The sequence below is a fragment of the Mesorhizobium newzealandense genome (assembly GCF_042682145.1).
Lineage (GTDB): Bacteria > Pseudomonadota > Alphaproteobacteria > Rhizobiales > Rhizobiaceae > Mesorhizobium > Mesorhizobium newzealandense.
On sequence record NZ_JBHUGZ010000007.1, the window covers coordinates 198,354 to 215,352 of the forward strand.

The 16,999-nt window shown below is 63.6% G+C and carries 14 protein-coding genes; 9 read left to right on the forward strand and 5 right to left on the reverse strand.

Annotated elements, in window-relative coordinates; translation table 11 throughout:
- Positions 1 to 4: 4 nt before the first annotated feature.
- Positions 5 to 2,575, reverse strand: a complete 2,571-nt coding sequence (locus ACFSOZ_RS09745) for a GcvT family protein (RefSeq protein ID WP_379096584.1) — start codon at positions 2,573 to 2,575, stop codon at positions 5 to 7.
- Between the two features lie 82 nt (positions 2,576 to 2,657).
- Entirely contained in the window at positions 2,658 to 4,235 is a 1,578-nt protein-coding gene (locus tag ACFSOZ_RS09750; RefSeq protein ID WP_379096587.1) for a trimethylamine methyltransferase family protein, read from the reverse strand.
- 253 nt (positions 4,236 to 4,488) lie between these two features.
- On the opposite strand from ACFSOZ_RS09750, the gene ACFSOZ_RS09755 reads away from it, so the two are divergent.
- From ACFSOZ_RS09755 to ACFSOZ_RS09785, 7 genes are all read left to right on the forward strand, one after another.
- Positions 4,489 to 5,670, forward strand: a complete 1,182-nt coding sequence (locus ACFSOZ_RS09755; RefSeq protein WP_379096589.1) for an MFS transporter — start codon at positions 4,489 to 4,491, stop codon at positions 5,668 to 5,670.
- Positions 5,667 to 6,842, forward strand: coding sequence for an MFS transporter (locus ACFSOZ_RS09760; RefSeq protein ID WP_379096592.1), 1,176 nt, complete (start codon positions 5,667 to 5,669; stop codon positions 6,840 to 6,842). Before ACFSOZ_RS09755 ends, ACFSOZ_RS09760 begins: the two co-directional genes overlap by 4 nt.
- A 70-nt stretch (positions 6,843 to 6,912) precedes the next feature.
- Complete coding sequence (locus tag ACFSOZ_RS09765; RefSeq protein WP_379096595.1) at positions 6,913 to 8,985, forward strand: prolyl oligopeptidase family serine peptidase; 2,073 nt, start codon at positions 6,913 to 6,915, stop codon at positions 8,983 to 8,985.
- Positions 8,986 to 9,142: 157 nt separating this feature from the next.
- Positions 9,143 to 9,268, forward strand: coding sequence for a capsid protein (locus tag ACFSOZ_RS09770; RefSeq protein WP_379096598.1), 126 nt, complete (start codon positions 9,143 to 9,145; stop codon positions 9,266 to 9,268).
- Positions 9,269 to 9,318: 50 nt separating this feature from the next.
- Positions 9,319 to 10,698, forward strand: coding sequence for an aspartate aminotransferase family protein (locus ACFSOZ_RS09775; RefSeq protein WP_379096601.1), 1,380 nt, complete (start codon positions 9,319 to 9,321; stop codon positions 10,696 to 10,698).
- A 146-nt stretch (positions 10,699 to 10,844) separates the two neighbouring features.
- Complete coding sequence (locus ACFSOZ_RS09780) at positions 10,845 to 11,210, forward strand: hypothetical protein (protein WP_379096604.1); 366 nt, start codon at positions 10,845 to 10,847, stop codon at positions 11,208 to 11,210.
- Between the two features lie 89 nt (positions 11,211 to 11,299).
- Complete coding sequence (locus ACFSOZ_RS09785) at positions 11,300 to 11,944, forward strand: cytochrome c oxidase assembly factor Coa1 family protein (RefSeq protein WP_379096607.1); 645 nt, start codon at positions 11,300 to 11,302, stop codon at positions 11,942 to 11,944.
- A 282-nt stretch (positions 11,945 to 12,226) separates the two neighbouring features.
- Here the strand turns inward: ACFSOZ_RS09785 and mmsB are convergent, their stop codons facing one another.
- Genes mmsB through ACFSOZ_RS09800 form a run of 3 tightly spaced genes read right to left on the reverse strand, consistent with a single transcriptional unit; the run spans position 12,227 to position 14,764 of the window.
- The gene (mmsB, locus tag ACFSOZ_RS09790) at positions 12,227 to 13,111 is read right to left on the reverse strand and encodes a 3-hydroxyisobutyrate dehydrogenase (protein ID WP_379096610.1); all 885 of its coding nucleotides are present in this window, start codon (positions 13,109 to 13,111) and stop codon (positions 12,227 to 12,229) included.
- Between the two features lie 59 nt (positions 13,112 to 13,170).
- Complete coding sequence (locus ACFSOZ_RS09795; RefSeq protein WP_379096612.1) at positions 13,171 to 13,539, reverse strand: four helix bundle protein; 369 nt, start codon at positions 13,537 to 13,539, stop codon at positions 13,171 to 13,173.
- A 55-nt stretch (positions 13,540 to 13,594) separates the two neighbouring features.
- Positions 13,595 to 14,764, reverse strand: a complete 1,170-nt coding sequence (locus tag ACFSOZ_RS09800; RefSeq protein ID WP_379096615.1) for an isobutyryl-CoA dehydrogenase — start codon at positions 14,762 to 14,764, stop codon at positions 13,595 to 13,597.
- A gap of 143 nt (positions 14,765 to 14,907) precedes the next feature.
- On the opposite strand from ACFSOZ_RS09800, the gene ACFSOZ_RS09805 reads away from it, so the two are divergent.
- Positions 14,908 to 15,522 carry a dimethylsulfonioproprionate lyase family protein gene (locus ACFSOZ_RS09805; RefSeq protein ID WP_379096618.1) on the forward strand — a complete coding sequence of 205 codons (615 nt, stop codon included), beginning with the start codon at positions 14,908 to 14,910 and terminating at the stop codon, positions 15,520 to 15,522.
- Positions 15,522 to 16,997 carry a cobyric acid synthase gene (locus tag ACFSOZ_RS09810; protein WP_379096622.1) on the forward strand — a complete coding sequence of 492 codons (1,476 nt, stop codon included), beginning with the start codon at positions 15,522 to 15,524 and terminating at the stop codon, positions 16,995 to 16,997. The genes ACFSOZ_RS09805 and ACFSOZ_RS09810 overlap by 1 nt, the downstream gene beginning before the upstream one ends.
- Positions 16,998 to 16,999: the final 2 nt, after the last annotated feature.

A 16,999-nucleotide genomic window follows, 5' to 3' on the forward strand; every position in this document is an offset into this window, starting at 1 on the left:
AACCTCAGGTCCGCATCTTCTCGCCACTCGGGTCGAAAGGCGCCTCGACATTGATGCGGGCCGGGCGCCGGTGTCCGAGGATCTCGATCTCGAACAGTCCTGCACTCTCATCGTCGGCGAGCGCTGCCGGGACGTAGCCCTGGGCCATCGACTTCTGCACATAGTGGGCATAGCCGCCTGACGTCACCCAGCCTACAACACGCCAGTCACCATCGACGATGCCGCGTACGGCGGAGGCGCCTTCCGCAGCCTTGGAGCCGCGAATATCCTTGCCGGCCGTGTCGAAGCGCGGCGCGCCATAGCCATGCGGTTTTTCCACCGTGCCGTAGTCCTTGCTGACCCTGGCCCAGATCGGCTCGTCGCCCATGACGTCAGCGTCGGCGGCGTCAACGATGAAGGAGACACGGCGCAGTTTTGGTCCCTCCGCCTGTTCCTTGGCGGCGGCCTCGCGGCCGATGAAGTCGTTCTTCTCGAGCTTGATGAAGCGGTCCATCGCCCCTTCGAACGGCCCGTAGATCGGCCGCAATTCGCGAAACCAGGTCGGGAAGTTCTTTTCGAGGCGCATGGAGAGCAAGGCGCGCATGCCGAAATCGACGAGGCCGAATTCCTCGCCAGCGTCCTTGATCGCCTTGTAGACGAGGCGCTGGTAGGCCGGCGCCATCCAGATCTCGTAGCCGAGATCGCCGGTGTAGGTGATGCGGTTGACCAGGCAGGGCGCACCGCCGACCGCCATCTCGCGGAAATCCATGAAGCGGAAGGATTTTGTCGAGATGTCGACGTCGACCAGCTTCTGCAAGAGGTCGCGCGATTTTGGTCCGGCGATCGACAGGCCGACCAGTGTCTGGTCGAAACGGTGGATCCGCACCGATCCATCCTTGGGCAAATGCTTCTCGAACCAGCGCATGTGGTATTTCTGCGCGGCGGACGAGCCCCAGATCATGAAGCGGTCTTCGCTGGCCTTGGCGATGGTGAAGTCGCCGATCAGCTTGCCGAATTCGTTGATCATCGGCGTCAGCACGATGCGGCCGGTCTTCGGCATGCGGTTGGTCATCAGCCGGTTGAGGAATTCTTCCGCCCCCGGTCCCGACACTTCGTATTTGGCGAAGTTGGCGATCTCGGTGACGCCGACCCGCTCGCGCGTGGCGCGCACTTCCTCGCCGATCGGCCCAAAATCGTTGGAGCGGTGGAAGGAGACGACGTCCTTCGGCTCCTTGCCCTTTGGCGCGAACCACAGTGGGGTCTCGAGACCCCAGCTGTCGCCCATGACGGCGTTGTTGGTCAACATCGTGTCGTAAAGCGGCGTCGTCTGCGCCGGACGCGCCGCCGGCAGTTCCTCATTGGGGAAGCGGATGGAGAAGCGGCGCGAATAGTTTTCGCGCACCTTGGCGTTGGTGTAGCGCAAGCCGGCCCATTCGCCGAAGCGGGTGACATCCATGCCCCAGACGTCGAAGCCGGGATCACCATGGACCATCCAGTTCGACAGCGCCAGGCCAACACCGCCACCCTGGCTGAAGCCGGCCATGACGGCGCAGGCACACCAGAAATTGGTCAAGCCCTGCACCGGGCCGACCAGCGGGTTGCCGTCGAGCGCGAAGGTGAAGGGGCCGTTGATGATCTGCTTGATGCCGGCCTTCTCGATGCCGGGGAAATGCTTGAAGCCGATTTCCAGCGACGGCGCGATGCGGTCGAGATCGGGGGGGAGCAATTCATGGCCGAAATCCCACGGTGTGTTGACCGGTGACCACGGCTTGCAGGCCTTCTCATAGGTGCCGAGCAGGATGCCGTTGCGCTCCTGGCGGGTGTAGATCTCGCCCTTAAAATCGAGCACGCCGATCATTTCGCGGCCGGTCGATTTGTTGAATTCCTCGACCTCCGGCATCGGCTCGGTGAGCAGGTACATATGCTCCATCGCCAGTACCGGCAGTTCGACGCCGACCATGCGGCCGATCTCGCGCGCCCACAGGCCGCCGCAGTTGACGACATGCTCTGCCTTCACCGTGCCCTGTTCGGTGACGACGTTCCAGGTGCCGTCGACCTCCTGCGTCAGCTCGACGACGCGGTTGCGCAGCACGATCTCGGCGCCCAGCTTCTTGGCCGCCTTGGAGTAAGCGATCGTCGTGCCGGACGGATCGAGATGGCCTTCGACCGGATCCCACATGGCGCCGACGAAGTTGGTTTCGTCCATCAGCGGGAACATTGCCTTGGCTTCGGACGGCGTAATCAGCTCGGTGTCCATGCCGAGATAGCGGCCCTTGGCGTGGGCAAGACGCAGGAAGTCCATGCGCTCGGGTGTGTCAGCCATCATCACGCCGCCGGTCAGGTGCAGCGAACAGGACTGGCCGGAGAGTTCCTCGATCTCCTTGTAGAGCTGCACCGTATAGGCCTGCAGCTTGGCGACGTTGGGATCACCGTTCAGCGTATGGAAGCCGCCGGCTGCGTGCCAGGACGAGCCGGAGGTGAGTTCCGAGCGCTCGATCAGCATGATGTCGGTCCAGCCGGCCTTGGCGAGATGGTAGAGAACCGAGCAGCCGACGACGCCGCCGCCGATGACAACCGCTTTTACGTGAGATTTCATCAAGATAGGTCCGTTTTTGCGTAAACTGAATCAGTTGTTTGGTGTGCGGTGCGCCGCGATGCCAAAGTTGGATGCCGGGCGATCAAAAATCGGTCGGCGCGCCGCCCTCGGAGCGGCGCTTGTCGACGAAGTCGTTGAGTTCCTCGCGGATGGCCGGGTCCATATAGGGTTCTTCGTAGGATGCCAGCCGCTCCTTCCACACCTTGTTGGCCTTTTCGAGTGCTGTCGGCGATCCAGCTTCCGCCCAGGTCTCGAAATTGCGCCAGTCGGACAGGATCGGCGAGTAGAAGGCGGTCTTGTAGCGGTCCTGCGTGTGCTGGGTTCCGAAGAAATGGCCGCCGGGGCCGACCGACTGGATGGCGTCGAAGCCGAGCGCTTCTTCGGAAAGGTCGAGCGGGGTCAGGAACTCCGCCACCATCTGCAACAGGTCGATGTCCAGAATGGTTTTTTCGTAGGAGCAGCGCAGGCCGCCCTCGAGCCAGCCGGCCGCATGCATCATCAGATTGCCGCCGCCCTGGATGGCGCCCCACAGCGAGAACACGCTTTCATAAGCCGCCTGCGCGTCGACCGTGTTGGCGGCGCAGGTGTTGGAGGTGCGGTAGGGGATGTTGTAGCGGCGGGCAAGCTGGCCACCGACCAGCTGCGCCTTCATGTATTCCGGCGTGCCGAAGGCCGGTGAACCGGACTTCATGTCGACATTGGAGGTGAAGCCGCCATAGCCGACCGGCGCACCCTTGCGCACCATTTGCGCGAAAGCCATACCGGACAGCGCCTCGGCATTCTGCTGCACCAGCGCGCCGGCGATGGTCACCGGCGCCATGGCGCCCGACAGCGTGAATGGCGTAACGACGACGACTTGGCCCTTGCTCGACATCTGGATGATGCCTTCCATCATCGGCACATCGAGCTTGAGCGGCGAATTGGTGTTGATGATGGTGAAGACCGACGGCTCCTCCAGCAGCTGCTCGTGGCTGATGCCGCGCGCGATCCTGGCGATCTCGATGCCGTCGACATTGCGCTCCTTGCCGAGCGAATAGATGTGGAACACCTTGTCGGTGAGCACGCTGAGATCGCGAATGCATTCGAGGTGGCGGACCGACGGATGGATGTCGGTCGGCTCGACAGGATAGCCGCCCGTGCAGTTCAGGATGTTGTGCATCTGCGCAAGCTTGAGGAAGTTGCGGTAGTCCTGCTGGTTGCCTGGCCGGCGGCCGCGATCGATGTCGGAGCAATTGGGCGCCGACGCCATCATCGAGATGATCACATTGTTGCCGCCGAAGCGCACATTGTGCGCGGGATTGCGGGCATGGATGGTGAATTCCGACGGGCAGTGCGACACCAGCTCGAGGATCATGTCGCTGTCGAAGCGCACCCGCTCGGAGCCGTCGCGCACGTCGGCGCCGTGCGCCTTCATGATGCGCCGGGCCTCGTCATGCAGAACATCGACGCCGATTTCCCGCAGCACGCGCAAGGAGGCGAGATGGATCGATTCCAGCTCGTCGTCCGAAACCAGCTTTGTTGGCGTCAGCGGGTTTTTCAGCTGGCGGAAAGCCGGCTGCTCGAACGCGGTCGAGCCGCCGGCGCGCTTTCCGGCGCGGCCGCCGCGACGGGCGCGGTCGGTGGCCAATGCCGGTTCTGCAGGTTGTAGGGCGGCGGTCATGATGGTCCTCGTACGATGCAATAGCGGGCGGCATAATGGACCGGCGACCCGCCGGCCATTGCGGAGGCGGCGACCACTAGGGCGAGGGAAGCGACATGCCGGAACGGCAGTTGCGCGGCCAGGAGATCGGCTTGGTCGCACCGGCCCATTGGCGCAAGCGGATTTCGCCCACCGGCCCTTCCTTTCCCCGGATCGAACCAGTAGCTAGTCGGGCTTGCCGGCCGGTTGGCCAGCACTTCACGTGGATTGCAGCATGGTCGCGACCAGCTCGAGCGAAGGCGAAGCGGGAACGCAGTGGGCAGCGCTTGCCGGCGTCACCGCGGCACTTGCCATGTTCGGCGCGGCGCAAGGGCTGAGCTCGCCGCTGTTCACGCTGCTGATGCAGAAACAGGGCATGTCGCCGGCGCTGATCGGCCTGTCGGCGGCGATGATGCCGCTCGGGCTGATCCTGTCGGCTTCCTTCGTGCCGGCTGCGGTGCGGCTGGTCGGCGCACGCACGCTGGCGGTCGGCTGCTCGCTGATCGGCGCGCTCTGCTTCCTGGCCATCGGTTATCTGCAGGACTGGGTGGCCTGGTTCGTCATCCGTTTCATCATCGGCGTGGTCATCAACCCGCTCTACATCCTCGGCGAGGTCTGGGCGCTGTCGCTGGCGCCGCCATCGCGGCGGGGCCGGGTCATGGGCGTGTTCAACACGCTGATGGGGGCCGGTTATGCGGCCGGGCCATTCGCACTGACCCTGTTGGGCACGTCGGGCTGGGCTCCCTTCCTGGTCGGTGTCGCCGGCTTCACGCTGTGCGCGGTGATCCTGCGCGCCGTCTCGTCAAAGCTCACCGGTTTCGAGGAGGACGGCCAGCCCGCCAGCGGCCTTGTCGGCTTTGCCAGGGTGGCGCCGGCGCTGCTGCTTGCCGTTCTGGTTTCGGCCGCGGTCCAGCAGAGCACCTATGCGCTGGTCCCGGTCTTCGGCGCCAGCTACGGCTTGGCGGAAGCCGTGCTTGCCTCGCTGGTGATGGCGCTTTCGCTGGGCAACATCCTTCTGCAGATTCCACTCGGCCTGCTGGCGGAGCGTTTTGGCGGCCGCGCCATGATCATCGTCTGTGCGCTGGCGACCGCCACCTGCGCACTCTTGCTGCCGTTGCTGATCATGACGCCGCTGATCTGGGTCGTGCTGCTGGTGATGGGCGCGGTCGGCTACGGCGTCTACACGATGGCGCTGGTCGAACTGGGCAGCCGGTTCAAAGGCTCGGTGCTGGTCGCTGGCAACGCCGCCTTTGCGCTGATGTGGGGCGCCGGCGGCATCGTCGGCCCGCCCGGCGCCGGCCTGCTCATGCAAGGCATCGGCCCGCTTGGCCTGCCGGTCGTGATCGCCGGCCTCGACGCGTTGCTGGTGATGTTCGCGCTGTATCGCTCGTCCGTGCGGCGGAGCGGCAAAGCATGATCGCGAGCGGTTCGGGCAACAGTGAGATGGGAATGCAATGGGCTGCGATCACCGGCGTGATCGCCACCGTCTCGGTGTTCGCCATCGCGCAGGGGCTGTCCTATCCGCTGCTGAGCTTCATCCTGCAGCGCCAGGGCGTCTCACCAGCGATGATCGGCCTGTCGGCGGCAATGACACCGGTCGGCTTCATCGTCTCGTCGCCGCTGATCCCGGCGCTGGCGCGCCGGTTCGGGGCAGGGCGCACGGCGCTCACCTGTGCGGCGCTTTCGGCAATCGTTCTGGCGCTGATCAGCTGGACGCAGAATGTCTATCTGTGGTTTCCACTGCGCTTCCTGATCGGCGTGGTGACCAACCCGCTCTACGTGCTGAGCGAGATCTGGGTGATCGCGCTGGCGCCGCCGGCGCGGCGCGGCCGCGTCATGGGCGTTTATTCGACGATCATCTCGGCCGGCTTTGCGGCCGGGCCGCTGTGCCTGCTTGCTGTCGGCACGGAAGGCTGGCCGCCATTCCTCGTCGGCATTTTCGCCTTTGTGTTGTGCGGCATCTGTCTGGCCTCGGTGCTGCCGCGCTTGCCCAAGGTCGACGAGGCCGGGCATCAGGTTTCCGTCCTTGGCTTCGTGCCGCTGGCGTGGCTGCTTTTGTTTGCCGTGATCGTGGCCGCGGGCTTCGAGCAGGGCGCGCTGGCCTTGCTACCGGTCTACGGCACCCATCACGGCATCCCCGAGACCCGCATGTCGGCGCTGCTGTCGGTGATGATCGCCGGCAACATCGCCATGCAGGTGCCGCTCGGCCTGCTGGCGGAAAGGCTCTCGTCGCGCCTTGTGCGGCTCGCCTGTGTCGCGATCACGGTGCTCGGCTGCCTGCTCCTGCCGATCCTCATCGAGACGCCACTGATCTGGCCGATGATCTTTGTCTGGGGCGCTGTCTCCTACGGCATCTACACGATGTCGATCATCGAGCTCCGCGAACGCTTCACCGGTTCGGCACTGGTTGCCGGCAACGCGGCATTTTCTTTGATGTGGGGCGTTGGCGGCATCGCCGTGCCGCCAATGGCGGGCACTGCGATGGACATTGTGGGGGCAAGGGGCCTGCCGATCACACTCGGCCTGCTATGTCTGGCACTGGCGATTGCGAGCCTTGCTGGCCGACGGAAAGCCTCAATCGTCGGCTGAACATATTGAATATCGGACAAAGCATATCGATGTTGGCAGTGCCAAAAGCGACGCGTTTATCGGAGATCTCATGACCAAGCCCATTACCAAGACGTCCAATTCCACCCCTTCGACCGACGATCCGTTCCTCTGGCTGGAGGACAGGACCAGCAAAGAGTCGCTCGACTGGGTGCATGGTCAGAACGAGGTCACGGTTGGCGAATTGCAGGGCGATCCGTCCTATCAGGCGGCGTTCCAGACCGCGCTCGACCTGATGACGGCCGAGGACAACATCGCGGTCGGCGCCGCCATAGCCGGCCATGTCTACAATTTCTGGCAGGACAAGACCAATGTGCTCGGCCTGTGGCGCCGCACGACTGTCGCTTCCTACAAGACCGAGAAGCCGGATTGGGAAACGATCGTCGACTTCGACCAGCTTGCGGCGAAGGATGGGATCAAGTGGGTGTTCAGCCGCGCCAGCCGGCTCTATCCGGACTTCAACCTCTGTCTTGTCTCGATGTCGCCGGATGGCGGTGACGCCAGCGAGATGCGTGAATTCGATATCGAGAGCAAATCCTTTGTCGAGGACGGGTTTCGCGCGCCGGCCTCGAAGTCGGGCTTCGGCTGGCTGGACAAGGACACCGTCATCGTCTCGGCGGCCTTCGAAGAGGCCGACAAGACGCAGTCCGGCTATCCGCGCGTGATCAAGCTGTGGAAGCGCGGCACCAAGCTGGAAGACGCGACACCGATCTTCGAGGCGCAGAAGGAGGATCTCGCTGTCGGTGCCGCCGTCGAGTTCGATGGCGACCGACGTTATCTGATCCTGGCCCGGACGCTCGATTTCTTCGCCTCGCATATCTTCCTGCGGCTGCCTTCGGGTCAGAACAAGCGTTTGCCGCTGCCGGATGACATGACCGACACCGCGATCTTTCGGGATCAGCTCGTCTTCGGCGTGCGCAGCCCGTGGACGGCGCCCGATGGCACATCGTGCAAGCCTGACGGCCTCTATTCGCTGGATCTGGCGCATTGGGTCGATACCGGGACGCTCGGCCCGGTGGAGACCTTGCTGGAGCCCGCGTATCGCGTGTCGATTGCCGGCATTGCCCGCACGCAGGACCGTCTGTTCATCAATTTGATGGACAATGTGCGCGGCAAGGTCGTCGTCTGCGAACGCAACGATGGAAGCTGGGCGCTGAAGCCTGTGGCGCTGCCCGAAAACGGCAATGTCGGCCTCAGCCACGCCGAACATTTCGGCTCCAGCGTTTCCTTCTCCTTCACCGATTTCCTGACGCCGAGCTCGATCATCTGGTCGGATGACAATGGCGAGACGCTGGCCACCGTGAAATCGCAGCCGGCGCGTTTCGATGCCTCGCCGCTGATTTCGGAACAGTTCGAGGCACGCTCGAAGGACGGCACGATGATCCCTTATTTCGTCGTCCGGCAACGCGACCAGAAGGGTCCGGTGCCGACGCTGCTCTATGGCTATGGCGGCTTCGAAGTGCCGCTGCTGCCCGGCTATGCCGGCGTGCGCGGCAGGCTGTGGCTGGAGAAGGGCAATGCCTATGTGCAGGCCTGCATCCGCGGCGGCGGCGAATTCGGTCCGGCCTGGCATCAGGCCGCGCTCAAGGGCAATCGCCAGAACGGGTTCGACGATTTCGCCGCTGTTGCGCAGGATGTCGTCAGGCGCGGCATTGCCACAGCCGCTTCGCTCGGCATCCAGGGTGGCTCGAATGGCGGCTTGCTGACCGGTGTTTCCTTGACGCAGCATCCCGAGCTTTTCGGCGCCGTCATCATCGAGGTTCCGCTGCTCGACATGCTGCGCTACACCGAATTGCCGCCCGGCGCCTCATGGGCGGCTGAGTATGGCGATCCGTCGAAACCGGAAGATGCGAAGTGGCTTTCGGCCTACTCGCCCTACCAGCATGTCGATGCCGGTGCCGCCTATCCACCGGTGCTGCTGACCACCTCGACGGCGGACGACCGCGTCCATCCCGGCCATGCGCGCAAGATGGCCGCCCGCCTGCACGAGGCCGGCCATGCGCGGACGCTGTTCTTCGAAGAGACCGAAGGTGGACACGGTGGACGCGGCGACCGCCGGCCGCAGGCGGCGCAGACGGCGATGAAATATGTCTTCCTGCAAAGGGCGCTAAGCGGCAAGGCTTGAGATGAGGCCTGGGCGCCGCGGACGCAAAGGGTGGTTCACCTCGACCGCCCTTTGCTCGCTCTTTTGTTTTGACGCAATTCCCTGAGGGAAAGCGCTACGCGCTTTTCCCGGGAAAACCGTTTCACACTTTCGCTGGAATTGCTCTAAGGTGCCGTCCATGGCTTTCGTCAGGATATCGGCTCGCGCATTCCGGGTCGCGGTGACACCGTCACCGCGCACGCTGCGCGCCGAGCTTTTGCGGCTGTGCGCCCGCATCGGTTATTCGCCACCTGCTTTCCTCTGACGCATTCACCCCGGCCCAGCCGGATAGAATCCAGAGGAAAGATCAGATTCATGACCTATCAGAATTATTCGCTGAAGCAGCTTCAGCAGATCGACGCCGCGCATCATCTCCACCCGTTCACCGACCACAAGGAACTGCGCGAAGCCGGCTCGCGCATCATCACCCGTGCCAACGGCCCGTTCATCTACGATTCCGAAGGGGCTGAGATCCTCGACGGCATGGCCGGGCTGTGGTGCGTCAACATCGGCTATGGCCGCGACGAACTGGCCGATGCCGCCTACGAGCAGATGAAGGAATTGCCCTACTACAACTCCTTCTTCAAATGCTCGACGCCGACGCCGGTGCTGTTGTCCAAGAAATTGGCTGAGATCGCGCCGAAACACGTCAACCAGGTATTCTACGGCTCGTCCGGTTCGGAAGCCAACGACACGGCGCTGCGTCTCGTGCGCCATTACTGGGTGCTGGAAGGCAAGCCGGAGAAGAACCGCATCATCTCCCGCAAGATGGCCTATCACGGCTCGACCGTTGCCGGCACCTCGCTCGGCGGCATGGATGGCATGCACAAGCAGCTCGGCGGTGCGGTGCCCAACATCGTCCATGTGATGATGCCTTATGCCTATGAGCTGGCGCTGCCTGGCGAGAGCGATCATGATTTCGGCCTGCGGGCGGCCAAGGCCGTCGAGGATGCGATCCTCGAAGCCGGTGCCGACAAGGTTGCAGCCTTCATCGGCGAGCCGGTGATGGGAGCGGGCGGCGTGAAGATACCGCCGGTCAGCTACTGGCCGGAAGTGCAGCGCATCTGCCGCAAATATGATGTCCTGCTGATGCTGGACGAGGTCATCACCGGTTACGGCCGCACCGGAGAGTGGTTTGCAGCACAAACGCTCGGCATCGAGCCCGACACCATCACCACGGCCAAGGCGCTGACCTCGGGCTATCAGCCGCTGTCGGCATTGCTGGTCGGCGACCGCATCGCCGCGACGCTGGTCGAGAAAGGCGGCGAGTTCAATCACGGCTACACCTATTCCGGTCACCCGGTGGCCTGTGCCGTGGCGCTGAAGAACCTCGAGATCATCGAACGGGAAGGGCTGGTCGACCGTGTCAGGAACGATACCGGTCCTTATTTCGCCAAGGCCTTGCAGGAGCGCATTGCCGGGCATGATCTGGTCGGCGAGGTGCGCTCGATCGGGCTGATGGGCGCGATCGAGATCGTCAAGGACAAGGCGACCAAGGAGCGGTTCCTGCCGTCGGGAAGTGCGGCGGTGACAGTGCGCGACCACGCGATCGCGCAAGGCATGATGCTTCGCGCCACCGGCGACACGATGATCCTGTCGCCGCCACTGATCTGGACCCGCGACACGATCGACATGGCCTGTGATCGTATCGCCATGGCGCTGGACCTGGCGCAGGCGGATCTGCGCAAGCGGTAGAGCCCGACCCTCGACCGGGCGTTCTTTCGACAAGAACGCCCGGCCTCGAGAAACCCGGCCTCGAGAAACATTGGGAACGAATACCATCGCCAGCGCGTAGTGTGTGGGGCAGCGACTGATTCGGCCGCGAAAAGGGGTTTGTTTTCATGAGAAAGACCGGCAAGAGCCGACGGACGCAAGAAGCGGCCAGCATCGGCGGTGACCTGATGCTGGCGCCGCTGGTGGCGATGATGCGGCTGCCGTTGATGGCCATGGATGCCGGGAGCAGCCAGCCATGGGGCACCGAGACGGCGCGTGCGGTAAGCGAGAAGACCGTGGCAATGACCGAAGGCGCGCTTGCGGCGCAAATGTCTTTCCTGCAGTCGGCGTCTCGGTTCTGGCCGGAAATCTTTTCCGGTCGCACACCGTCGCTGCTCAACGGCGTCGCGGCCGAACAGTCGATCAGCGCCGCGCTGAAGCCGGCCAGCCGTGCCGTGAAAGCGAACTTTCGCCGGCTGTCCAACAAGGGCTGACAACGAAAGGCCGATCCAGAAAACCGATTCCCGTTTTTCGAGGTCATACGTTAGAACCCTTTCAGGCACATCTGCCGATGGGGAACGTCATGGCCGGACAACCGCTCAACCAGCCCGCCGAAATTCCGGCTGAACTCGACCGCTGGAACTGGGGTGCCTTCTTCCTCAACTGGATCTGGGGTATCGGCAACAGCACCTTCATCGCCCTGCTGGCGCTGATCCCTGTCGTCAACATCGTCATGATCATCGTGCTGGGTGCGCGCGGCAGCCGCTGGGCCTGGCAGAACCGCACCTGGCGCGATGCGGAACAGTTCCGCAAGACGCAACGCAACTGGGCAATCGCCGGCCTTGCCGTCTGGCTGGTCAGCATCGGCGGCTGTGCGGCGATCGTCGGCGGCATTCCCTACGTCCTGAAAGGCAGCGATGCCTATCACATGACGATGGACAAGCTTCGCGCCGACGATCGCGTCAAGGCCGCTCTCGGTGATGGCGTGGCCGACAGTTTCTGGGTCGGTGGCCATTTCAATGTCAATGCGAATGGGGCGGGCGACGCCCAGTTCAGCATTCCGGTCCATGGCGCCAAGGGCAAGGGCACCGCGTACTCAACCGCTGTCCGGACAGCCGGCACGTGGAGCCTGCGCCTGCTGGTTGTCAGGGTCGAGGGAGCCGATGCACCGATCGTGCTGATCAATGAAGATCATGTCTCGATCCCGAACGCGGCAATCGGAATATAAAACCAGGCTGCACGGATAAACCCGCAGAAACGCAAAAACCGCGCTCCATCGGGAACGCGGCTTTGCCAGATACGCAGGCACTTCGCTACTCAAACACTTGGCGAAACTTACGGGCTCCGGTACGCGAGACCTGATCCGGAGCGCCGGGCGGACGCGATATGTCCGCCTCGCATTCCGTTTTATAGGGACATCGTTACCGGGGGGTTAGCGAGACCTTAAGCAAACCTAAATTTCACGGGGTTTCTCTCAAGATGTGCGAAAAAACCCAGTCATTTTAGTAGCTTATGGATTGGCGCCACGCAGAAAATTAATGATGCCGGAAAAATCGGCGCCGGCATGCCCCTGGGCGTTGAACAGCGCATAGAGCTGGGCGGCCTCAGCACCAAGCGGGGTCACCGCGCCGGAACCTTGTGCTGCTTCCTGCGCCAGCTTCAGGTCCTTCAGCATCAGTGCGGCGGCAAAGCCGGGCTTGTAGTCGCGATTGGCGGGCGAGGTCGGCACAGGGCCGGGCACGGGGCAATAGGTGGTCAACGACCAGCACTGGCCGGACGACGTCGAGGCGACATCGAACAGCGCCTGATGCGACAGGCCGAGCTTTTCCGCCAGCACGAAGGCTTCGGCGACGCCGATCATGGAAATACCGAGGATCATGTTGTTGCAGATCTTGGCTGCCTGTCCGGCGCCGTCGCCGCCGCAATGGACGATGCGCCCAGCCATCGGCTTCAGGATCGGCTCGGCGGCGGCGAAGGCATCGACGGTGCCACCGGCCATGAAGGTCAGCGTGCCGGCCGCCGCGCCGCCGGTTCCGCCCGAGACGGGCGCATCGATGGACAGCAGGCCGTGATTGGCGGCGATGGCATGCGCCTTGCGCGCCGATTCGACGTCGATGGTCGAGGAATCGATGAACAACGCGGCCTTTTTCGCCCTGGGGGCAATGTCCTCATAGACCGACAACACATGCTTGCCGGCCGGCAGCATGGTGATCACCACATCGGCATCCTTCACCGCGGCCGGCGCGTTGGCCATGATGACGATGCCATGCTCGCGCGCGACCGTCAGATTCTCCGGCATCAGGTCGAAGCCATGCACGGCATGCCCGGCCTTGACCAGGTTGGCGGCCATTGGATTGCCCATGTTGCCGAGGCCGATGAAGGCGATGGTGGTCATAGTGGTGCTCCGGGATTGGCAGTAGGCAGTAGGCAGTAGGCAGTAGGCAGTAGGGCTGTCTATTCTGGCGTAAGTCTGAGAATGAGTTGGCGAAGCATTTTGCCGATGCCCTCGGTCGATGTCAGCAAGTGATCAGCTTGATCATGCGTGGCAAGGCCAATGCGTTCGGCGATCTGAAGGTGTGTCTCCAACTCCTTCAGTGAGCCTTGGGCGATCCGGAGAAATTGCTGATATGAGCCTCTGTTGTCTCGGCCATAACCTTCGGCGATGTTTGCAGGGATAGAAGTCGCTGAACGGCGGATTTGGCTGGTCAACCCATACAATTCTTCCTTTGGCCACGCCTTGGTCAACGAATAGGTGGCGACAGCCAGATCCATCGCCTGCTGCCATACAATAAGATCCTTGTACCAATCTATCTTGCCGGTCATCGTTGCCTACTGCCTACTGCCTACTGCCTACTGCCTACTGCCTACTGCCTACTGCCTACTGCCTTCCAATCAACGCCCGCGCGATGATGACGCGCATGATCTCGTTGGTGCCTTCGAGGATCTGGTGCACGCGCAGGTCCCGCACCAGCTTCTCGATGCCGTAATCGTGCAGATAGCCGTAACCGCCGAGCAGTTGCAGTGCATCGTTGGCGACGTTGAAGCCGGTGTCGGTGACGAAGCGCTTGGCCATGGCCGACCATTTGCCGGCATCCGGCGCCTTGCGGTCGAGCTTCGAGGCGGCGGCATAGAGGAAGATGCGCGCCGCCTGCAGCTCGGTCTCCATGTCGGCCAACCTGAACTGCAGCGCCTGGAACTGGTTGATCTTGGAGCCGAAAGCCTTGCGCTCGGCAGTGTAGGAGAGCGCCTTGTCGAGCGCCGATTGCGCGCCGCCCAGCGAACAGGCGGCGATGTTCAGCCGGCCGCCGTCGAGCCCCGCCATGGCGATGCCGAAGCCGGCGCCTTCGCCCGAGAGCAGGTTTTCCGCCGGCACCTTGCAGTCCTCGAAGATGACCTGGCGGGTCGACTGCATGTGCCAGCCCATCTTGTGCTCGTTGGCGCCGAAGGAGAGGCCGGGCGCATCTTTTGGTACAACAATGGTGGAAATGCCTTTCGGCCCGTCAGCACCGGTGCGCACCATCACGGCGTAGACGTCGCTGTCGCCGGCGCCCGAGATGAACTGCTTGGTGCCGTTCAGCACATAGTCGCCGCCGCTCTTCACCGCGCGCGTCTTCAGCGCCGCAGCGTCGGATCCGGAACCGGGTTCGGTCAGGCAATAACTCGCCAGCCATTCCATCGAGGTGAGCTTGGGCAGGAAGCGCTGGCGCTGCTCGTCATTGCCGAAACGGTCGATCATCGAGGCCACCATGTTGTGGATCGAGATGAACGACGAAAAGGCCGGATCGGCGTGCGATAGCGCCTCGAAGATCAGCACGGCGTCGAGCCGGCCAAGCGCGGAACCGCCGACATCGTCACGGGTGTAAATGCCGCCGAGGCCGAGCGGGCCGGTCTCGCGGATCACGTCGGCGGGAAAGTGTTTCCTGCGGTCCCAATCGAGCGCATTCGGCGCGACGCGGTCGGCGGCGAAGGCCTGTGCCATCTCCTGGATGGCACGCTGCTCCTCGTTGAGTTCGAACTGGCTGGTGCTCGCATCGACCGCGGCGTCCATGGCGTGCTCCCTATGTGCTGGCCGGCTGAGGTGCCGGCCTGTCGTTTTTGGCTTTGCGCGCGCACCAATCTAGACCAATGATGCCGCCGCGCAACCCGACCTTCCGCGGACGGCGGTGCACCAATACATGTCCGGAGCAAGATGTGACGACAAAGTTCGATGAGCTGCTGGGGCGGTTCCACGCCTATCTCGCTTCCGTGGATCACGCCCTGGTGCGCGATGCCGTGGCGCGGATCGCGTGGGACATGCCAGCGCGCGCGCTGGAGCCGCATCCGCTTGGCTGCCTGCGCCACCTCGCTCGCGCCGTGGAACTGGCGCCGCCGGCTGCGAAGCCGCTGGTGCAATGGCTGGCGGAGCACCGGAACGATCTGCGCTGGGGACAGACCTATGGCGAGGCGGATTTCGGCAAGGCATTCATCGACAATTACGGTTGGCTGGAGATGTTCGGCACGCGCGGCCACTTCGCCAACGAAGAAGTCGCCGCTGGCCTGCTGATCCTTGGCCCCGATATCGTCTATCCCGACCATCATCACGTTGCCGAGGAAATCTACATGCCGCTGACCGGCGGGACCGAATGGCGCATGGGTGAGGGCGGCTTTCGCCGGCGCGCGGCCGGCGAGGTCGTCCACCACGCTTCCAACGTCAACCACGCCATGCGAACGGCCGAAGAGCCATTGCTGGCGCTTTACATCTGGCGCGGCGGGCCGCTGGCGGCGAAATCCACGATTACCGGCACCGCTACTCAGGGCAGGGGCTGATGGCCAAGGCGATCATGCTGCAGGGCACGGGCTCGGATGTCGGCAAGACGGTGCTGGTCGCAGGCCTCTGCCGCGCAGCAAAAAAGCGCGGGTTGAAGGTGCGGCCATTCAAGCCGCAGAACATGTCGAACAATGCCGCCGTCGCCGACATGCCCGGCGACAACAATGCCGGCGGCGGCGAGATCGGCCGCGCGCAATGGCTGCAGGCGATCGCTTGCGGTGTGGCGCCATCGGTCCATATGAACCCGGTGCTGCTCAAGCCGCAAACCGATGTCGGCGCGCAGGTCATCGTGCAGGGCAAGGTGTTCGGCGAAGCGCGGGCGCGCGACTATCAGGCGATGAAGGGCCGGCTGATGGATGCCGTGCTCGACTCCTGGGGCAAGGTTGGCGAGGGCGCCGATCTGGTCATTGTCGAGGGCGCCGGTTCGCCCGCCGAGATAAATCTCCGCAGCCGCGACATCGCCAATATGGGTTTTGCGACGCGCGCCGACGTGCCGGTGGTACTGGTCGGCGACATCGATCGCGGCGGCGTCATCGCCTCGATCGCCGGCACGCATCTGATCTTGCCGGAAGAGGACCGGCGCATGATCGTCGGCTACCTCATCAACAAGTTCCGCGGCGACGTCTCGCTGTTCGACGACGGCATAAGGTCGATCACAGGATTCACCGGCTGGCGCTGTTTTGGCGTCGTGCCGTGGCTGAAGGCGGCAGCCCGCTTGCCTTCGGAGGATTCGGTGGTGCTGGAACGGCTGGCGTCCGGCGAGGCGCGTGCGCTCAAGATTGCCGTGCCGATGCTTGGCCGCATTGCCAATTTCGACGATCTCGATCCGCTCAAGGCCGAACCGCAGGTCGAGGTGGTGTTCATTCCGCCCGGAAAGCCATTGCCCGCCGATGCCGGACTGGTGGTCATCCCAGGCTCCAAGTCGACGATCGGTGATCTCCTGAAATTCCGCGAGAACGGCTGGGATCGCGATTTGCTCGCGCATCGCAAGCGGGGCGGCCATGTCGTCGGCATTTGCGGCGGCTTCCAGATGCTTGGCCGGACAGTGCGCGACCCCGACGGCATCGAAGGCAGCGTCACCGAGGCCGAAGGGCTCGGCCTGCTTGACGTCGAAACAGTGATGGAACCGGAAAAGACGGTGCGCAATGTCAGCGCCCGCTCGGTGCTGTTCGACCTGCCGCTCGAAGGTTACGAAATCCACCTCGGCCGCACCACCGGTCCGGACATGATGCGACCGTCGGCGATCATCAATGGCGTCGAGGATGGCGCCGTTTCCGCTGACGGCAAGGTGGTCGGCACCTATCTGCATGGCCTGTTCGGCGCCGACGGCTTTCGCGGGAAATTCCTCCAAAGCCTCGGTATCAAGGGTGGCGGCATCGACTATCGGGCCGAAGTCGAGCGGGCGCTGGACGAGGTCGCAGCCGAGTTGGAAACCCACCTCGACTGCGACGCGATTTTCGCGCTGGCCCGGTAGGG